Origin of the sequence: Nocardia sp. NPDC056000 (genome assembly GCF_042269265.1) — a bacterium.
Taxonomy (GTDB): Bacteria; Actinomycetota; Actinomycetes; order Mycobacteriales; family Mycobacteriaceae; genus Nocardia.
The window spans coordinates 1,014,944-1,032,595 of the sequence record NZ_JBHJXS010000001.1; the positions used below are offsets into that span (position 1 = coordinate 1,014,944).

Annotated in this window: 19 protein-coding genes; 13 read left to right on the plus strand and 6 right to left on the minus strand. The window is 66.6% G+C overall.

Going from position 1 to position 17,652, the window contains the following annotated elements; all coding sequences use genetic code 11:
• The first annotated feature begins 1 nt into the window (after position 1).
• From ACFC4D_RS04640 to ACFC4D_RS04650, 3 genes are read left to right on the plus strand one after another with little or no spacing between them, the layout of a single operon-like run.
• Positions 2-811 (plus strand): N-acyl homoserine lactonase family protein, encoded by an 810-nt coding sequence (locus tag ACFC4D_RS04640; RefSeq protein WP_376061830.1) that lies wholly within the window; start codon positions 2-4, stop codon positions 809-811.
• Positions 808-1,530, plus strand: a complete 723-nt coding sequence (locus ACFC4D_RS04645; RefSeq protein WP_376061831.1) for a hypothetical protein — start codon at positions 808-810, stop codon at positions 1,528-1,530. The genes ACFC4D_RS04640 and ACFC4D_RS04645 overlap by 4 nt, the downstream gene beginning before the upstream one ends.
• The gene (locus tag ACFC4D_RS04650; protein WP_376061832.1) at positions 1,527-2,561 is read left to right on the plus strand and encodes an isopenicillin N synthase family dioxygenase; all 1,035 of its coding nucleotides are present in this window, start codon (positions 1,527-1,529) and stop codon (positions 2,559-2,561) included. The genes ACFC4D_RS04645 and ACFC4D_RS04650 overlap by 4 nt, the downstream gene beginning before the upstream one ends.
• On the opposite strand, the gene ACFC4D_RS04655 is transcribed toward ACFC4D_RS04650, so the two are convergent.
• The 5 genes from ACFC4D_RS04655 to ACFC4D_RS04675 all read right to left on the minus strand — a co-directional run bounded on the left by ACFC4D_RS04655 (position 2,549) and on the right by ACFC4D_RS04675 (position 6,324).
• Complete coding sequence (locus tag ACFC4D_RS04655) at positions 2,549-3,742, minus strand: cation:proton antiporter (RefSeq protein ID WP_376061833.1); 1,194 nt, start codon at positions 3,740-3,742, stop codon at positions 2,549-2,551. The genes ACFC4D_RS04650 and ACFC4D_RS04655 overlap by 13 nt on opposite strands.
• 133 nt (positions 3,743-3,875) lie before the next feature.
• The gene (locus ACFC4D_RS04660; RefSeq protein ID WP_376061834.1) at positions 3,876-4,979 is read right to left on the minus strand and encodes a hypothetical protein; all 1,104 of its coding nucleotides are present in this window, start codon (positions 4,977-4,979) and stop codon (positions 3,876-3,878) included.
• Between the two features lie 118 nt (positions 4,980-5,097).
• Positions 5,098-5,484, minus strand: a complete 387-nt coding sequence (rplL, locus tag ACFC4D_RS04665; RefSeq protein ID WP_375966595.1) for a 50S ribosomal protein L7/L12 — start codon at positions 5,482-5,484, stop codon at positions 5,098-5,100.
• 67 nt (positions 5,485-5,551) lie between these two features.
• Positions 5,552-5,941 carry an acyl-CoA thioesterase gene (locus tag ACFC4D_RS04670; RefSeq protein ID WP_376061896.1) on the minus strand — a complete coding sequence of 130 codons (390 nt, stop codon included), beginning with the start codon at positions 5,939-5,941 and terminating at the stop codon, positions 5,552-5,554.
• Positions 5,941-6,324 carry a thioesterase family protein gene (locus ACFC4D_RS04675; protein ID WP_364632991.1) on the minus strand — a complete coding sequence of 128 codons (384 nt, stop codon included), beginning with the start codon at positions 6,322-6,324 and terminating at the stop codon, positions 5,941-5,943. The genes ACFC4D_RS04670 and ACFC4D_RS04675 overlap by 1 nt, the downstream gene beginning before the upstream one ends.
• A gap of 109 nt (positions 6,325-6,433) precedes the next feature.
• Here ACFC4D_RS04675 and ACFC4D_RS04680 point away from each other — a divergent pair, with 109 nt between their 5' ends.
• From ACFC4D_RS04680 to ACFC4D_RS04695, 4 genes are all read left to right on the plus strand, one after another.
• On the plus strand, positions 6,434-7,387 hold the full coding sequence (locus ACFC4D_RS04680) for a GlxA family transcriptional regulator (RefSeq protein ID WP_375966593.1): 954 nt from the start codon (positions 6,434-6,436) through the stop codon (positions 7,385-7,387).
• A gap of 36 nt (positions 7,388-7,423) precedes the next feature.
• The gene (locus ACFC4D_RS04685) at positions 7,424-8,155 is read left to right on the plus strand and encodes a DJ-1/PfpI family protein (RefSeq protein ID WP_376061835.1); all 732 of its coding nucleotides are present in this window, start codon (positions 7,424-7,426) and stop codon (positions 8,153-8,155) included.
• Positions 8,156-8,218: 63 nt separating this feature from the next.
• Positions 8,219-9,415 carry a cytochrome P450 gene (locus ACFC4D_RS04690; RefSeq protein ID WP_376061836.1) on the plus strand — a complete coding sequence of 399 codons (1,197 nt, stop codon included), beginning with the start codon at positions 8,219-8,221 and terminating at the stop codon, positions 9,413-9,415.
• A gap of 172 nt (positions 9,416-9,587) precedes the next feature.
• Positions 9,588-10,061 (plus strand): helix-turn-helix domain-containing protein, encoded by a 474-nt coding sequence (locus tag ACFC4D_RS04695; RefSeq protein ID WP_376061837.1) that lies wholly within the window; start codon positions 9,588-9,590, stop codon positions 10,059-10,061.
• A 53-nt stretch (positions 10,062-10,114) separates the two neighbouring features.
• Here ACFC4D_RS04695 and ACFC4D_RS04700 read toward each other — a convergent pair whose 3' ends face one another.
• On the minus strand, positions 10,115-10,807 hold the full coding sequence (locus tag ACFC4D_RS04700) for a GntR family transcriptional regulator (RefSeq protein WP_376061838.1): 693 nt from the start codon (positions 10,805-10,807) through the stop codon (positions 10,115-10,117).
• Between the two features lie 121 nt (positions 10,808-10,928).
• On the opposite strand from ACFC4D_RS04700, the gene ACFC4D_RS04705 reads away from it, so the two are divergent.
• The 6 genes from ACFC4D_RS04705 (at position 10,929) to ACFC4D_RS04730 (ending at position 17,652) form a co-directional block, all read left to right on the plus strand.
• The gene (locus ACFC4D_RS04705; protein WP_376061839.1) at positions 10,929-11,849 is read left to right on the plus strand and encodes an ABC transporter permease; all 921 of its coding nucleotides are present in this window, start codon (positions 10,929-10,931) and stop codon (positions 11,847-11,849) included.
• 83 nt (positions 11,850-11,932) lie between these two features.
• The gene (locus tag ACFC4D_RS04710) at positions 11,933-12,745 is read left to right on the plus strand and encodes an ABC transporter permease (RefSeq protein WP_376061840.1); all 813 of its coding nucleotides are present in this window, start codon (positions 11,933-11,935) and stop codon (positions 12,743-12,745) included.
• Positions 12,742-13,767 (plus strand): ABC transporter ATP-binding protein, encoded by a 1,026-nt coding sequence (locus ACFC4D_RS04715; protein WP_376061841.1) that lies wholly within the window; start codon positions 12,742-12,744, stop codon positions 13,765-13,767. Before ACFC4D_RS04710 ends, ACFC4D_RS04715 begins: the two co-directional genes overlap by 4 nt.
• 35 nt (positions 13,768-13,802) lie before the next feature.
• On the plus strand, positions 13,803-14,816 hold the full coding sequence (locus ACFC4D_RS04720; protein ID WP_376061842.1) for an ABC transporter ATP-binding protein: 1,014 nt from the start codon (positions 13,803-13,805) through the stop codon (positions 14,814-14,816).
• 15 nt (positions 14,817-14,831) lie between these two features.
• Positions 14,832-16,361, plus strand: coding sequence for an ABC transporter substrate-binding protein (locus ACFC4D_RS04725; protein ID WP_375966579.1), 1,530 nt, complete (start codon positions 14,832-14,834; stop codon positions 16,359-16,361).
• 37 nt (positions 16,362-16,398) lie between these two features.
• Positions 16,399-17,652, plus strand: a complete 1,254-nt coding sequence (locus ACFC4D_RS04730; RefSeq protein WP_376061843.1) for an amidohydrolase family protein — start codon at positions 16,399-16,401, stop codon at positions 17,650-17,652.

The window sequence follows — 17,652 nt, forward strand, 5'->3', positions numbered from 1 at the left end:
CATGACGGGTGTACGCCGCATCGTCCTGCTCACCCTGGGCTGGGAGGAACTGCCCAAAGCCATTTCCGTACACGGGGCTCCGGCGCATGAGCGGCTCCGAGAACCCACGCCGGGTGTGCTGCTGCAGACCGATGGCGGCTGGGTGCTGCTCGATACCGGATTCAATACCGCGCTGATTCGCGATCCGGCGCTGTACCGGCGGTTCTATCCGAGCGTGGAATACATTCCGGTGCTGCCCGGTCCGGGTGAGCCGATCGAGGAATCGTTGCACGACATCGGAATCGATATCGATGACATTCACGCGGTCGCGGTCAGCCATCTGCATCACGATCACGCGGGCGGGTTGAAACTGTTCGCGGGCAGAGTGCCGGTGCACGCCCAGCGCATCGAGCTGGAATACGGGCTGTCCAATCATCCGGAGCCGGAACACCATGCGATGGCGCGGGTCGACTTCGACGATCCACGCATCGACTGGCAACTCGCGGACGGTGAGGCGGTGATCGCGCCCGGCATCACCGCTATACCGACCTACGGGCATACGCCCGGACATCAGAGTTTCATGGTCGAACTGGATCGCACCGTGGGCGGCGGCGGATTCGTATTCGCCTTCGACGCAGCCGATCTCACCGAGAATATCGATCATGAACTGGCCATCGGCGGCTTCGTCGGGGTCGATCCGGAAGACACCATCGAGCCGATCCGGCGGCTCAAGAAACTCGCCTACGAGAAGAACTATCCGCTCATCCCCGGGCACGATCCGCATGCCTGGCCGCACTGGACCCGGCACTTCCACGAACGGTTCCCGGCATGAACGCGCATGAGACCGATACACCGGTGCGGATGGCGGACTGCGCCGGACTCTGGGAGCGCACGCTGCTGGTCGATCCCGACGGGTCACAGGACATCACCACCGATGTGCGCTGGCTACAAGGCATTACGCGTTTCGTCGACCTGCGCAGGCCGATGCCCCGGCCCGATTTCACCGGCGTGCACTGTGCGGCGGATCTCACCGATCAGCAGCGCGCCTGGATGCGCATGCAGGACGGATTCGCCGGACAGCTCACCCAGTACGCCGATGTCTTCCATTGGCGGCGCAGCATCGAATTGCAGCCACCCGGACCGCATCCGGATGAGGGCCGGATGAGCTACGCGGCGGATGTGCTGGTCGAAGTGGGCGTGCACGCGGACTACTTCGAACACTGGATACGGGACAGCCCCGGACAGGACTGCTGGGCAATGGAATTGCGGTCCGGCGACGGCGGACGAGCGCTACTGGTGCGGGTCGACCGATTGTTCGGCTGGGCAATGCGAACCACCGCCGGGACCGTGGAACTCTCACTCGGATCTATCGAGGGCCGCGAATGGATCATCACCGATTCCGCGCTGCCCTATCGCGAATCACAGCGACTGGCTCCGCGCTGGGTCGGTGATTCCCGAATTCACCTGCACACCAATGACATCGACGATCACGGCGCGCTCCGCACCCGGGAGTGGCTGATCGGCCATACGGAAGGAAATGTGACGCTATGAGCAAGGTAACCTCGTTCACCTCGGTTCCGGTCATCGATGTGGCCGGACTGCGTTCGGCCGATCCGGCCGAACGGCGCGCGGTCGCCGATGAGATCGGCCGGGCCGCACGCGAAGTCGGGTTCTTCTATATCAGCGGTTCGGGGGTCGACCCGGCGCTGTTCGAGGGGTTGCTCGCCGCCACCGAGCGGTTCTTCGCGCTACCGCTCGAGGAGAAGATGCGCTCCTATATCGGGCTGTCGGACTGCCATCGCGGCTATGTCCCCACCGGCGAGGAGGGATTCGACGGCGGCACACCGGATTTGAAGGAAGCCTTCGACACCGCGCTCGATCTGCCCGCGGACGATCCCGATCATCTGGCGGGCAATCCCATGCTCGGACCCAATGTCTGGCCCGCGCTACCGGGTTTCGCCGATACCGTCACCACCTACTATCAGGCCGTCCTTGATCTCGGCAGGCAGCTGCTGTGGGCGTTCGCGGTCACCCTCGGCGAGGATCCGGACACCTTCCTGCGCTATGCCACCAAGACGCCCAGTCAGCTGCGCCTGATCCACTATCCCTATGACGAGCGGGCCGAGGATGCCATGGGCATCGGCGCGCACAGCGATTTCGAATGCTTCACCCTGCTCAAGCCGACCGCTCCCGGACTGGAGGTGATGAACGGCGCGGGCGATTGGATCGATGTGCCGCCGATTCCGGATACCTTCGTCATCAATATCGGTGACATGCTCGAACTCTGGACCAATGGCGAATTCGTCGCCACCACGCATCGGGTGCGCAAGGTGAAACAGGAACGGTATTCGTTCCCGCTGTTCTTCAATGTCGACTATCACACCGTCGTCGAACCGCTCCCGCAATTCACCTCGCCCGATCGGCCGCAACGCGCACCGCTGCGGGCGGGTGAACATCTCTTCGCGCAGACCGCGCAGCTGTTCCGCTATCTGCGCATCCGGTTGGAATCCGGGGATCTGGTGCTGCCCGACGGTTCGCTGCCGGTGGGCTCGTTCGGGCAGGAGGCGCGTCAGCGGGCCTGACCGTGGCGGCGGGCGGCCAGCGGGACGCCCGCCCCGTGCAGCAGAATGCTGCCGAGCACCGTGAACACCAGGGTCAGCAGGACCAGATCGGCTGCCTCGCCGCTCAATCCATTGAAGGCGAGCAGGCCGAACACGATCGAGGTGGTGCCGCGCGGGCCCAGCGCGGCGAGCAGCCAGCGGTCCCGCATCGAGAAATGCGAGCCGATCATCGCCAGATAGGTGGGCACGATGCGCACCACGGTCAGGGCGGCGACCGCGAAAAGCACGGCGCGCCATTCATGTCCCTCGGCGAGGGAGAAGACCGCGACGCTGCCGAAGACGAACCACATGGCGGTGGTCAGCAGGAAGCCGATATCGTCGATCAATTCCAATTCGCGATGGAAGCTCGTCGAATGCCGGAAGAAATTGAGCGTCAGACCGCAGACGAAGGCGGCGACGAAACCATTGCCGCCGAAGCCGACCGCCACCGCATAGGTGAGGATCGGCGCGGCCACCATGGCCATGCGCTTGGACTGATGACTCATCAGATCGTGCTGTTCGGCCGCCTTGGTCGCCGCGGACAGCGCCCAGCCCACCGCGACGCCGACCGCGATGGCCTTCACCGCCGAGGGCAGCGCATCGCCGAGCGCACCCATCGGCGTGGTGGCGTGCGAGGCGTCACCGGCCAGCGCGAGCGCGAAAATGAAGATGGGCGAAACGATTCCGTCGTTGTAGCCGCCCTCGACATTGAGCACCTCGCGCACCCGCAGCGGAATCCGCCTGTCTCGCAGAATGAACGCCGCGGGTGCGAAATCGATGGGCACCACGACGCAGGCAATGACCAGCAATACCGCCCAGGACAGTCCCGGCAGCAGCCAGGCCCCGAATAGCACCGATAGCCCCAGCCCCAGCGGCAGGCCGATCAGCAGCATGCGGAACACCGCGCGCGGCTGCGGGCCGAACAGTCCGCCGCGCACCTCGGTGGCATCGACGAACAGCAGCACCGCCAGCACGATCTCGGCCGCGTGCTGTGCGACCTTGGTATTGAGCGTCTCACCGAGCGTGTTCCGGGTCCCGAACCCCACCACGATCCCGGCCACCACCATTGCCAGCGGCGCGGTGATCTGCCACCGCTCCAACCGCGCGGCCAGCAGCGACCACAGCGCCACCGCCCCCGCCATAACGATCAGCGCCTGCGTCACCCGCGCATCCTCCCAGCCCGCCAGCCATTCGCCACCGCAATACCCTAGCAACGCAAACTGGACAGTTTGCGCACGCGCAATGACGCGGGCGTGCACGGGGTCCACCCGCGCCGGAAACCGCCCGCCGGAGGAGTCAGGGTTGCGAGCGGAGCCAGAGGCGGCTGGCGTTGTCCTCGATGGTCGACAGCAGGAGTCCGGCTGGGAGCGCTGCCATTTGGACTCGGGTCGCGGGAACCGGGAGTGGAATGTCCTGCCAGTCGGCGCAATTCGGATCGACGGACAGCAGGTGCGCCGCGCCGTCGAGCCGGACCATCGCCAGGGTTCGGGAGTCCTCGGCGATGACCTTCAGGGTGTCGATGATTCCGGCGGCCGGACCGGGGACGGCCGGGGTGGCGTCGTTCGGCCAGCACAGCAGGGTGGGCGACGCCGAGGTGGATTGACCGAAGATGGTGCAGCGGTCAGGATTACAGCCCGCCCGGGTGGCGAGGGCGGCGGTGCCCGGCAGGGAGATGCGCCGCCAGGTGAAGCCGTCCGGGGAGGTCCATTCCAGCGGCAGTTGGGTGCGATCGCGCTGGGTCTGACCGACGATCACGAAACCGGGCGGGCCGGTGGTGATGGCGGCAGCGCCGGTCAATTCACCGGGAGCCGAGGACAGGACGGGATCGTCCGCATGCCGTTCCCAGGTCGCGCCGTCGACCGAGGTCCAGGTGGCAGCGCCGTAGCGGCCGCCGGGACCGTCCCATCCGCCGATCAGCACGGTGACACCGGCGAGACCTGCGGCGGCCGTCACCGCTAACGCGTGCGGACCGCCGAACAATTCGAAAACCTGCGGATGCTCGACCAGCTCGGCGGGGTGGTCCACCAACTCGGGGTGGTCGGCGCTCCAGACCGTCATGCGCGGATTCCCGTGCGCGCCACCGAAAGCCTGACCCAGTACGACGGTCCGCTCCCCCGCGCCCGCCGAAATCAGTTCCGCCAGAAACCCGTACGGACTCTGCGGTCGCACCGGGATCGATGACCACCGGGTGCCGTCGGCCGAGAGCCAGGCGGCCGGAGCCCGATCCGCACCGGAGGGCACCGACCCGAGCGCCAGTACCCCGTCGCGAACCGGGATCAGCTCCAGCACCCGCGCGCCCGCCGCCGGTGCGGGCAGCTCTCGCCACCCCGAATGCGTTGCGGCACTGCTACATCCGGCAACCAGCGCGAGAACCGCCAGCAGGGCGAACGACCACCTCATCAACCCACTCTGGCAGACCGGGGCGAGTGCGGCGCGAGATTCGACGCACGCCGAGGGTGTGGATCCCGGCCAAAAGCATGCCGGGATGACGGGGGGCCGCTGTAATGCGCGCCGGCGCTCAGCGGAGGGCGGCGCGGGCGCCTGCGGCTTCCAGTTTAACGCGGGCGGTTTCGGCGGCGTCGCGGGAGACGCCTTCCAGGACCGGTTTCGGGGCGGATTCGACCAGGTCCTTGGCTTCCTTGAGGCCCAGGCCGGAGACGATTTCGCGGACCGCCTTGATCACCTGGATCTTCTTGTCGCCGAAGGATTCCAGGATGAGATCGAATTCGGTTTGCTCCTCGGCGGTTTCGGGTTCGGCGACCGCGCCGTTCGGTGGCGGGGCGTAGGCCGGTGCGGCGGCGGTGACGCCGAATTCGTCTTCGAAGGCTTTGACGAAACCGGAGAGTTCCAGCAGCGTCATACCTTTGAAGACTTCGAGCAGTTCGTCGACGGTCATCTTGGCCATGATGGACCCCCTTGCAGCGCTGACCAGGCGATACATCCATCATATGCGCGGCGTCCGCGCGGGGCGATCAGTTTCGCGGGGCCGCGAACCTCGCGAGGAAGTCACGCTCGGCCGCGGTGAGCGCGCGGGTGGCGCCGTCCGACACCGTCACGAGCGTGGAAGTCGCTGTGAGATAAAGGGATTCGTCATCGCGCACCTCGTGCGCGAGGGTGAACGAACTGGTCCCGATTCGATCCACCACGGTGGTGACGGTGACCGGATCGGTACGAAAGACCAGCGGGGTGCGATAGCTCAGGCGCTGTCCGGCGACCACGACTCGCCATGGCGTATCCGGGGAGTGGTGACCGTCGAGCAGATCGGTGCGCGCCTCGTCCAGATACTGGGCGAAGATGACGTTGTTGACGTGCTGCAGCGCGTCCATATCGGTGCGCCGCAATTGAATGGCGTAGCTGTGCATCACAGACTCAACTCCTCGAGCATGCCGCGTTCGGTATCGCCGAGTTTGCGCGAGCGCTGCGACTCGCTGTCGAAGGCGACCATGGTGCAGATCGCGGTGGAGTACACCACCTCGTCATCGCGGATCTCCTGCGCCAGGGTGAAGGAGGAGCCGCCCACCTTGGTCACCCAGGTTTCCACCCGCACCGGATGCGAGCGGTACCGCAGCGGCGTCAGATAGTCGATATCCATCTGCGCGACCACGCTCGATCCGCTGAATCCGCGCGTCCCGAACAGGTCGATGCGGGTTTCCTCCAGATAGCGCAGATGCGCGGCATTGCTGACGTGCCCGTCGGCGTCCATATCGGACCAGCGCAGGGGGCAGAGGAACTGGTGTCGGGCCACCCGCCATTCATATCAAGCCGCCGCCGCAGCGCTCCGACCGGCAGTCGATGGCCGAATTTGCAAGAGTCGTGTCATTGACGCCATCGGGCGCACACCGCAGGCTGAAGGCATGCGGGTGGTGCTGATCGTGGTGTACGACGGGTTCGCGCTGCTGGATCTGGCCGGACCCGCCGATGTGTTCAGCGGTGCGGCCGCGCTCGTGGCCGACGGATACCGCGTGGAGGTCGCCGCGGTGCGGCCGGGACCGGTGCGCTCGAGCAGCGGGGTCACGGTGACCGCGGACCATGCGCTCGCCGACTGGTCGGAGCCGATCGACACGCTGATCGTCGCCGGTGGGCTCGGCTTCTGGAATGCGAGCGCGGATGCCGAACTGATCGCGGGGATCGCGCACGCGGCCGGGTACGCCGAGCGGATCTCCTCGGTGTGCTCGGGGGCGTTCCCGCTCGCGCGCACCGGACTGCTGGACGGCCGCCGGGTCACCACGCACTGGGCGGCAGGCGAATTGCTCGGACGCGAATTCCCCGCTGTGACAACCGAACCCGATCTCATCTATGTACGCGACGGGCCGATCTGGACCTCTGCGGGCGTCACCGCGGGAATCGATCTCGCACTCGCCATCGTGACCGCCGACCACGGGCCCGAAGTAGCGCGCGAGGTGGCGCGCTGGCTGGTGGTGTACCTGCATCGCCCCGGCGGGCAGAGCCAGTTCAGCACGCCCGTAGCCGCCGATCCGCCCAAACGCAATTCGCTTCGGCTGCTTCAGGTGTGGCTGGAGGAGAATCTGGGATCGGATCTGTCGCTGCCCGTGCTGGCCGAGCGCGCGGGTATGAGCACCCGGCATTTCTCCCGGGTGTTCGCCGTCGAGACCGGCACCACCCCGGCGCGATATGTCGAACAGGTGCGTATCGGGGCGGCGCGACGGCTGCTGGAGAACACCGATCAGCCCATGGACCGGGTGGCGGCCGCCGTCGGGCTGGGCAGTCCCGAAACGCTGTATCGAATCTTCCACCGGCACTTGGGCATACCGCCGGGCGAATACCGCGCCCGCTTCACCCGCGTGTGACAGCACTTCAGAGAACACCGAAAGTGAGAGTCCCCCATGACCTTCCAGATCGCCATCGTGCTGTACCCGGGCATGACCGTGCTCGACGCCATCGGCCCGTACGAGGTGCTGCGCTCCCTGCCCGACAGCGAATTGCGTTTCGTCTCCAATGAAGTCGGCCCGATCGTCTCGGACTCCGGGGTGCTGGTGCTGGGCGCGACGCACACCTTCGCCGAGACGCCCGCCCCGGATCTGGTGCTGATCGGCGGTTCCGAGGCCGCGACCACCGAGGCCATGGCCAATCGCGAACTCATCGACTGGCTGCGCGCGGTGCATCCGAACACCCAATGGACGACCTCGGTGTGCACCGGATCGATGGTGCTGGCCGCCGCCGATATCCTGCGCGGGCATCCCGCGACCACACACTGGTCGGCCCAGCCCATGCTGGCCGCCTTCGGCGCGGAATCGCGACCGCATGATCGCATCGTGCGCAGCGGCAAGATCGTCACCGCCGCCGGCGTCTCGGCCGGAATCGATCTGGGGCTGTGGCTGGTCGGCGAGATCGCGGGCACCGAAGCGGCGCAGATGGTCCAGCTCGGTATCGAATACGATCCGCACCCGCCCTTCGACACCGGCCACCCGGACAAGGCCCCCGCCGACCTGCTCCGCAAGACCCGCCTCGAAATGACCAAACGCGCCGCCAAGCCCCGCATCCCCCTCGACCTGGCCAGCACCTTCTGGCACCTGACCCTGAACCGAGTACGCGAGCGCAGCGCCGCCAAGCGCTGAACCCGGTGCCGCGCTCCGCCGGATTGCCATGGCGCTCGGTGGAATTGGCGTAGCGTCGGAGTGATGAGCGAGCTGCTCGACGATAAGTTCTTCGCTGATCCGCACGAGCATTACCGGCGGTGGCGCGAGGCCGGGCCGGTGCATCGGGTCGACTTCGGGGATGGGCTGGATCGGTGGCTCATTCTCGGATACGAGCAGGGGCGCGCGGCGCTGGCGGATCCGCGACTGCGCAAGGACATCGATCTGTTCGAACAGGTGCTGGCGCGCAAACGCGGTGTGCCACGGGTGAATCCGCGGCCCCGGGAGGCGCTGCGGCATATGCTCAATTCCGATCCGCCGGATCACACCCGGCTGCGCAAAGCGGTGGCGCGGGCGTTCACCACGCGGCGGGTGGCACTGCTGGAACCGGTCATCGAGCGGACCACGCGTGAACTCGTCGACGCCATGGACGAATTCGAGCGGGTCGATCTGCTCGACGCCTTCGCGGTGCCGCTGCCGGTGACGGTGATCTGCCATCTGCTCGGGGTGTCCATCGACGATCGCGATACCTTCCGGGCGTGGACCAGGGCGCTGGTGGGCACCGATGATCCGGCGACCGATCGCGCCCGGGCCCACCACGATATGGTGCGGTTCCTGCGCAATATGCTGCGGGACAAGCGGTTACACCCGGGTGAGGATCTACTCTCGCTGCTGATCGTCGACGACGAGGCGCGACTGGACGATCAGGAATTGGTGGGCATGGCGCTACTGCTCCTGGTCGCCGGGCATGAGACCACCGTCAATCTCATCGGCAACGGCGCGCTCGCCCTGCTGCGCGACCGTCCCTGGCTGGAGCGGCTGCACGCCGATCCCGGCTTGATCCCCGGCGCGGTGGAGGAGTTTCTGCGCCTGGACGGCCCGGTCGATCTGGCCACGCCGCGTTTCACCGTGGAGCCGATCACGGTCGGCGATACCGTGATTCCGGCGGGCGAGGTCGTGTACGTGGCGCTCGCGGCGGGCAATCGCGATCCCGCGCACTATTCCGACCCCGATCAGCTCCACCCCGCCGATGAGCACAGTGCCCATCTCGCCTTCGGGCACGGCATGCATTTCTGCGTCGGCGCTCCGCTGGCTCGCCTGGAAGCCAAATCGGCGTTCACCGCGCTGCTGCGGAGCTTTCCGAATATGCGCCTGGCCGTCCCCGAATCGGAGCTGCGCTGGTATCCGAATCCGGTCATTCGGGGCCTCACCGAACTCCCGGTCCGATTGCGCCCCGAATGACTTCGAAATCGGAGCCATCCGGACCCCGGGTCGGCTCCGAAGAGGGGTAGCCAGCGGTTCGCGGCACGCCGAGCTTCCGCTCATGCCCGGGGGTCACGCGCAGTCGTGGCAGTCTTCCCCATGCTCCGACGACCGTGGGCATCGACAGATCAGGGAGGGTTTTATGGCAAAGATGGGTAGGCGAAAGCGCTCGCGGCTCAACACACAGGCTTTCCTGGCCAGTGGCGGCGTATCGAAGAAGCAGCAGGAAGCGGCAGAGCGCGCGATGCGAGGTGAGAGCGCCGCAGCCGTTTCGGCCGAGTCGGCCGCGAAAGCCGCCGCGCCACAGGCCGCCGCGGCGAAACCGGCCCCGGATGCTGCGGCGAAGCCCGCACCGGCCGCGGCCGAGCCCGCCGCGCAGCCCGGCGACGGACCCGACCTGAACGCCCTCGCCGATCGAGTCAAGGCCCGCCGTAAGGAAATGGGCTGGACCCAGGGCGATGTCGCCAAGAAGGGCGGACCGGCCGCCGGCATGATCAGCCAGATCGAGCGCAGCCTGGTCGAATCCCCGGCCGCCGACGTGCTGAGCAAACTCGACGCCGGACTGGAGTGGCCCGCGAACACCGCCGAGGCCATCCTCGCGGGTCGCGTACCCGTCGGCGCGTAGTCCGCGCGACCTTCGTCATCCCGGCCAAAAGCGCGCCGGGATGACGGGAAGGGTCAGGCGTCGTTCGTGCGGCGCAGCTCGGCCAGGATTCTGAGGGTCGGAATGCGGCCCGCCTCGGTATGACTGAGCATGGCGTATTCGGCCAGACGTTCGTCCCCCGAGGTGATGGCACTGATGAGATGACGATGATCGTCTAGTTGTTCGGCCACATCACGTTCGGTGGTGATGAAGAACAGCCATGCCATGCGTGCCAGGATCGCCCGCATCAATTGCGTGAGCAGCGTGTTGCCCGCCAGTTCGACAATGGCGCCGTGCAGATCCGCATTGGTCTCCGCGATGCGCAGTGGATCACCGGAGGCGATGGCCGCCTGCGAATTCGACAGCGCGGTCTGTAGCGGCGCGCTGTCCGCGCCCTGCCGGATGCGAGCGGCCGCGAGCCGGGCGGCCAACGGCTCCAAGCCGATTCGCACATCGAAGAGCTCCTCGACCGCGGTGCGGTCCCAGGATTGCACCACGGCGCTGCGGCGCGGCTGGGCGGTGACGATCCCGTCGAATTCCAAGAGCGTCAACGCCTCCCGCACCGGCAGGCGCGAAACGCCGAGCAGTTCGGCCAGTCTGGCCTCGGGCAGCTTCTGCCCTTCGGAGTAGACCCCGGTGATGATGCTGCGCCGCAGGTCGTCGTAGATGCGGCGGGTCTGGGAGGTGTCATCGACGATCAACTCTGACGTACTCGCGTTTCGAGGCACCCGCCCAGTCTACGAACTGGTTTCGGTATACCGATATATCTCTTACGAAACATGAACAACACTCTCAGGAAACCGAGGTCGGTGATTCTGTATACCGAACACCGGATCCGAGGAGAAACGCTTGGCCGCCTACCTGCTGCGCCGCCTGCTTCAGGCGGTGATCACCGTCTTCGTAGTCATCACCCTGGCCTTCGGGCTCGGACGGCTCACCGGCAGTCCGGCGGCGACGCTGCTGCCGGAGACCGCGAGCCAGGCCGATGTGGCGGCGCTCAACGCGAAACTCGGCTTCGACAAACCACTGCTCACCCAGTACCTGGACTATCTGGGCGGTGTGCTCACCGGGGATTTCGGTGACTCCTATCGCCAGGACGGCACCTCGTCCATGACGATCGTGCTGCAAAGGCTGCCCGCCTCACTGCAATTGGGCACCGCCGGTTTCCTGCTCGGCGTCGCGCTCGCGCTGTTCGCGGTGCTGGCCGTGCATCTGAGCGGGTTCTGGTCATTGCGCGGGGTACTGCTCGGCGTGGGCGCGGGCCGACTCGCGGTGCCGGACTTCCTGTTCGGACTGCTGCTGGTGCTGGTGTTCTCGGTGACGCTGGGCTGGCTGCCCTCGCTGGCGGGCGCGAATCCGCTCTCGATCGTCATGCCGGCGGTGACCATCGCGACCGCGCAGTTCGTGGTTTACGCACGGCTGCTGGACAATTCGCTGACCACCGAGAGTTCACAGGACTACGTGCGCACCGCCTACGCCCGCGGGGAACGCCGCTCGACGGTCATCGTGCGCGAGATCCTGCCCAATGCGCTGCTGCCGGTGCTCACCGTCTCCGGTATCAATTTCGGCACCCTGCTCGGCGGTCTGGTGATCGTCGAAACCGTGTTCGCCTGGCCGGGTTTGGGCCAGCTGATGCTCGGTTCGGTGTTCAGTCGCGACTTCCCGGTGGTCCAGTCCGGACTCATCGTGATCGCCGCCATCTTCGTCCTGGTCAATCTGGCCGTCGACCTGCTGTACGGCTTCGTCGATCCGAGAGCGAGAGTTCGATGATCCCTGTTCTGCCGCGCCCGTCCCGTGCGTCCTCGACGCGCAGATATTCGGCGCGAAATATATTGGCGCTCACGGGAATAGCCATGATTCTCGCGGTCGTACTGTTCTCCCTGCTGTATCCGCTGACCCCGGGGTACAACCCCTACGCCCAGGAACTCTCGGCCTCGTTCACCCGGCCGTTCACCACCGGGCACTATCCGCTCGGCACCGATTCGCTGGGCCGGGATCTGGCCAGCAGGCTCGCGCTGGCCGGGCGGATCACCCTCGCGCTGGTGGTGGTGATCGTGCTCGTGAACGCCTTGATCGGCGTGGTGATCGGCACGGTCTCGGGCTACTTCCGGGGCCCGCTGGACAGCCTGCTCATGGGTTACGCCGATGTGCAGCTGGCGGTTCCGATGTCCCTGGTGATCATGGCGCTGTCCGCGGTGCGCGGGCCGAGCGTCATGCTCATGGCCACGATTCTGGGACTGACGTTCTGGGTCGGGTACGCCCGGGTGAGCCGATCGGTCGCATTGGGTTTGTCCACCCGGGATTTCGTCATCGCGCCGCGACTGCTCGGCGCGCGATCGAGCTGGGTCATGCGCAAACACATTGTGCCGCATGTACTCACACCCGTTGGGATTCTGGCCACCGCCGACCTCGGCAACGTGATGATCATGATCTCGTCGTTCGACTATCTCGGGCTCGGTGTGCAACCGCCGACGCCGAGCTGGGGTCTGATGATCACCGACGGGCAGAAGTATGTGCGGCAGGCGCCGTACCTGACCATCGTCCCGGCCGTCGCGCTGCTGCTGGTGATCGGCGGAACCCTGCTGGTGAGTCAGCGTTTCACCGGCGATGGACAGGGACTGCGCCGCACCGTGCGGGCCGGACGCCGGCAGGCGGTGGCGGCATGACCTCCACTCCACTGCTCGAGGTCACCGATCTGACGGTCGGATACGTGACCCCGGAGGGCGAGCGCATCGTGCTCGTCGATTCGGTATCGCTGCGCCTGGAACCGGGCGAAGTCCTCTGTCTGGTGGGCGAATCCGGCTCCGGGAAGTCGGTCACCATGCTCGCCGTTCTCGGCCTGCTCACGCCACCGCTGACGGTGTTCTCCGGCAGCGTCCGATTCCGCGGCCGCGAATTGGTCGGCGCGGATGACGAGACCCTGCGGCGGTTGCGCGGGGCGGAACTCGGCATGATCTTCCAGGATCCGATGACCTCGCTCAATCCGGTGCGCCGGGTCGGCGTGCAGATCGAGCGCGCGCTCGCCGTCCACCAGCGCCTGGATCGCCGGGCTCGGCGGCAGCGCGTCGTGGAACTGCTTGCGGCGGTGGGCATTCCGCAGCCCGAGGAGCGGTCCCGCGCCTATCCGCACGAATGGTCCGGCGGTATGCGCCAGCGCGCGGTGATCGCCATGGCGATGGCGAACGATCCGGCGGTGCTCATCGCCGACGAACCGACCACCGCGCTCGATGTCACGGTGCAGGCCCAGCTCATGCAGGTGCTCGCCGAGGCCCGCGCGCGCACCGGCGCGGCCATGGTGCTCATCACCCACGATCTCGGCCTGGTCGCCCAGCACGCGGACCGCGTGGCCATCATGTACGCGGGACGGGTCGTCGAAACCGGCACGGTCTGGCAGATATTCGATGATCCGGCACATCCGTACACCCGGGGGCTGCAACGCAGTCTGCTCGGCGGTGACGGCGAACCGGACGGCCGCGCCTACGCCATCCCCGGATCACCGCCCGCACCCGCACAGCGACCCACCGGCTGCGGCTTCGCACCGCGCTGCGAATTCCCCGGCAAGACAGCGGAGTGCGATACCAACGCGCCCGCGTTGATCGCACTCGACACCGATCACGCGCTCGCCTGCCCGCCCGCGCGGGAGGCGATGCGCACCACCGCACCGAGCGGACGGCAGGCAGCCTCATGAACCCGATCGCCCTTCCCGGTAGCCCCGTCCGAGCGATGAGCAGGGAGAGTCCCACCGAGACCGACTCCGCCGCAACGGAAGTCACCGAGTCACCCGAGGACGTCATTCGCGTGGAGGACCTGCGGGTGTCCTTCACCAGCCGCCGCGGCCTGCGCGCCAAGCGCACGCTGCGGGCGCTGGACGGAATCTCGTTCGGTGTGCGACGCGGTGAGACCTTCGGGCTGGTGGGCGAATCCGGCGGCGGGAAGTCGACGCTGGTGCGCACCCTGTTCGGAATCAATACGCCGGATTCGGGGAGTATTCGCATCCTCGGTGAGGATCTGGGCGCACTGCGGCCGAAAGCGCGACGGGCGCTGCGCAATCGGGTTCAGCTGGTGTTCCAGGATCCGTATTCGTCGCTGGATCCGCGGATGACCGCGCACGACATCATCGCCGAACCACTGCGCATCGCGGGCGTCTACCGCCACGAACGCGTACTGGAACTGCTGGCCCAGGTCGGCCTCGGCGCGGATGCGCTGGATCGGCGTCCGGCCGCGTTCTCCGGCGGGCAGCGTCAACGCCTGGGCATCGCCCGGGCATTGGCGCTCGACCCCGAGGTGCTGGTGCTGGACGAACCGGTGTCGGCATTGGACGCCTCGGTGCAGGCCCAGGTCATCAACCTGCTGCAGGATCTGCAGGAACGGCTCGGACTGTCGTATCTGTTCATCGCGCACGACCTTTCGGTGGTGCGGCATCTGGCGGACCGGGTGGCCGTCATGCATTTGGGCAAGCTCGTCGAGATCGGCGCGACCGAGGACGTTTTCACCGCACCCCGGCATCCGTACACCCGCGCGCTCATTGCCGCCGCCCCGGTGCCAGATCCACGCGCTCGCGGGCGCGGGACCGCGGCGCTGCTGCGCGGTGAACTGCCCGATGCGGCGAACCCGCCCAGCGGCTGCACCTTCCGCACTCGCTGCCCGATCGCGAAACCCGAATGCACGCAACATATTCCACCCCTCGAATCCCGAGATCCGAACGGCCATGCGGTGGCCTGCCTCTTCCCCCTGTGAAAATGAAGGAAATCAATGAGATCCAACCTCTCCACCGTGCTGGCCGGGCTGACCGTGCTGGCCGCCGGTTCGCTCGTCCTGAGCGGCTGCTCCCCCGCCGGTGTCTCCGGTAATTCGTCGAACGCCATCGTCGTCGGCGCGGTCGCCGAACCCGAGCATGTGCCCGACCCGATCATGGATGGCTCGCTCGCGGGCTACAACTACTACTTCGCCGAATTCGAGCAGCTGGCCCGCTTCGACGCCGACGGCAAGATCAATCCGCTGCTGGCCACCAAATGGGAGCACAACGCCGATTTCACGCAGTGGACCTTCACCATTCGCGAGGACGCCAAATTCCAGAACGGCGCACCGGTGAAAGCCTCGGACGTGGCGTTCACCTACAACACCATCAAGGCGAATCCGACCGGTGATCCGGCCTCGTACATGGAGATGTTCGAGCACGCCGTCGTCGGACCGCAGAACACCGTGGTATTCACCCTCAACGCCGCGTATTCGGCCTGGCCGACCATTGTCACCGGTGTGTCGATCGTGCCCGAGGACGTCTACACCAAACTCGGTTCCGCCGGATTCGCCGCGGCCCCGGTCGGTTCCGGGCCGTTCATGTTCGATCACTACACACGCGGCGTCGAATACGTGCTCAAGCGCAATCCGAACTACTGGGGTAAGGCCACCGAGGTCGAGAAGATCACCTTCAAGACCGTCGGCGATGCCGATGCCCGCCTCAATGGCGTGCAGTCCGGCAGCCTCGATGTCGCGCTCATCGCACCGAATCAGGTGTCGGCGGTCTCGGGTTCGGCCAATGTGACCGTCAAGGCCAATGTGTCGAACGGCGTGACCTTCCTGGGTATGAACTCCTCCGCCGGGCCGCTGGCCGATCAGAAGGTGCGCGCGGCGATCGCGCTGGCCATCGACCGCACCGCCATTGTGAAGAATGTGCTCGCCGGTAAGGCGACCGTGGACAATCAGCTGATCGCCAAGAATGTCGGCGGCTTCGATCCCGCCTATCCGCAGGCGGTTTACGATCCGGTCAAGGCCAAACAGCTGCTCGCGGAATCCGGGTACAAGGGTCAGGCCATTCCCTTCCAATACGCCACCAACGGGCGCATTCCGCTGAGTTCGGAAATCGCGCAGGCGATTCAGGGCGATCTGGCCAAGGTCGGCATCAATGTCACGCTGAACGGCACCGATCAGGGCAGCTTCTCGCAGATCATCTACGGCACCAAATCCGCGACCGGGCTGTATCTGAACACCTACGCGCCCTCCACCATGGACGGCGACGCGCCGGTGTCGTCCATGTTCGGCGGACAGCAGAATGATTACGCCATGCAACCGGTCACCAAGGCGCTGGTCGCCAAGACCCGGACGGTCGGCGGACAGGATCGCATCAATGCCTACAGCGAATTGTTCCGGCATAACGACGGTCAGGCGCTGCTGATCGGGCTGTACACGCCCGACACCAGCTATGCGGTGCGGCCGGGCCTGAATTGGACGCCGCGCGCCGACGGCATGATCACCCTGGACGCGGTCACCTTCCCGAAGAGCTGACCACCTCTCACCCGATGACGAGCGAGAAGAAGGAAGTATGAGCGGCAACCTCCACATCACCAACGTGCGCCCGTGGGGCGGCGAACCCGTCGACGTCACGATCGAGAAAGGTGCGATAGCAACGGTTTCCGCCGTGGGAACGGTCGACGCCCCGGCGGGTCCGGTGCTGGACGGCGGCGGCCGGCTCATACTTCCCGCGCTCTCGGATGTGCATCTGCATCTCGACTCCAGCTGTCTCGGTTTGCCTTTCCGCGCCTACACCGGTGAACCGGGACGCTGGGGCCGCATCATGAACGACCGGGCCAACTGGCGATCGGCCGAGCGTTCGGTCGCCGAACGCGCGACGTTCACCCTAGCTACGGCGATCGCCAATGGCGCCACCAGAATTCGGACGCATGCACAGGTGGACGCCGATTCGAAACTGACCAAATTCGAAGGCGTGCTGGCGGCGCGGGAACGCTACGCCGACGCCGCCGATGTGCAGATCGTGGCCTTCCCCCAGGTCGGAATCCTGCTCGAGCCGGGGGTTTTCGATCTGCTCGACGCGGCGCTGCGCGGCGGCGCGGATCTCATCGGCGGTATCGATCCGTGCGAGATCGACCGTGATCCCGTGCGGCATCTGGACGCGGTATTCGAGCTCGCCGAACGGCATCAGGTCGGGGCGGATATTCATCTGCACGAGGCTGGTGAGCTCGGCTTGTTCACGCTGTCGCTGATCCTGGAACGGGTCGAGGCGCTCGGAATGCAAGGGCGCGTGACGATTTCACACGCCCGCGCGCTGGCGAGCGGACTGCGGGGCGTACCCGCGACCATCGAACGACTGGCCGCGAATCGGGTGGATATCACCCATGCCGCCGGGGGTAGCGGCTGGGAGTTGCCGCTGCTCGACCTGGCCGCCGCCGGGGTGCGCGTCGGGGTCGGGATGGACGGCCAGCGCGATTACTGGTCGCCGTACGGCAATGGCGACATGCTCGATCGCGCTTGGCAATTGGCGTTCGTCCAGGGGTATTCCAGCGATCCGCAGGTGGAACACGCGCTGGCGGTGGCGACCTGGGGCGGTGCGAGCATTCTGGATCACGATCTGCCGGTACTGGATCGGCTCGGATTGCATCCGGGTTTCGCAACGGGCGATCCCGCCGAATTCGTGCTCATGGACGCGGTGAGCCCCACGGCCGCGGTGATGGATCGGCCCGCCGAACGCACCGTCATCCATCAGGGCGCGGTGGTCTCGGTGGACACCACGCTGGACGGCTTCGAGATCCCCGGACGCTGGGGACGGGCGGGACAGTGA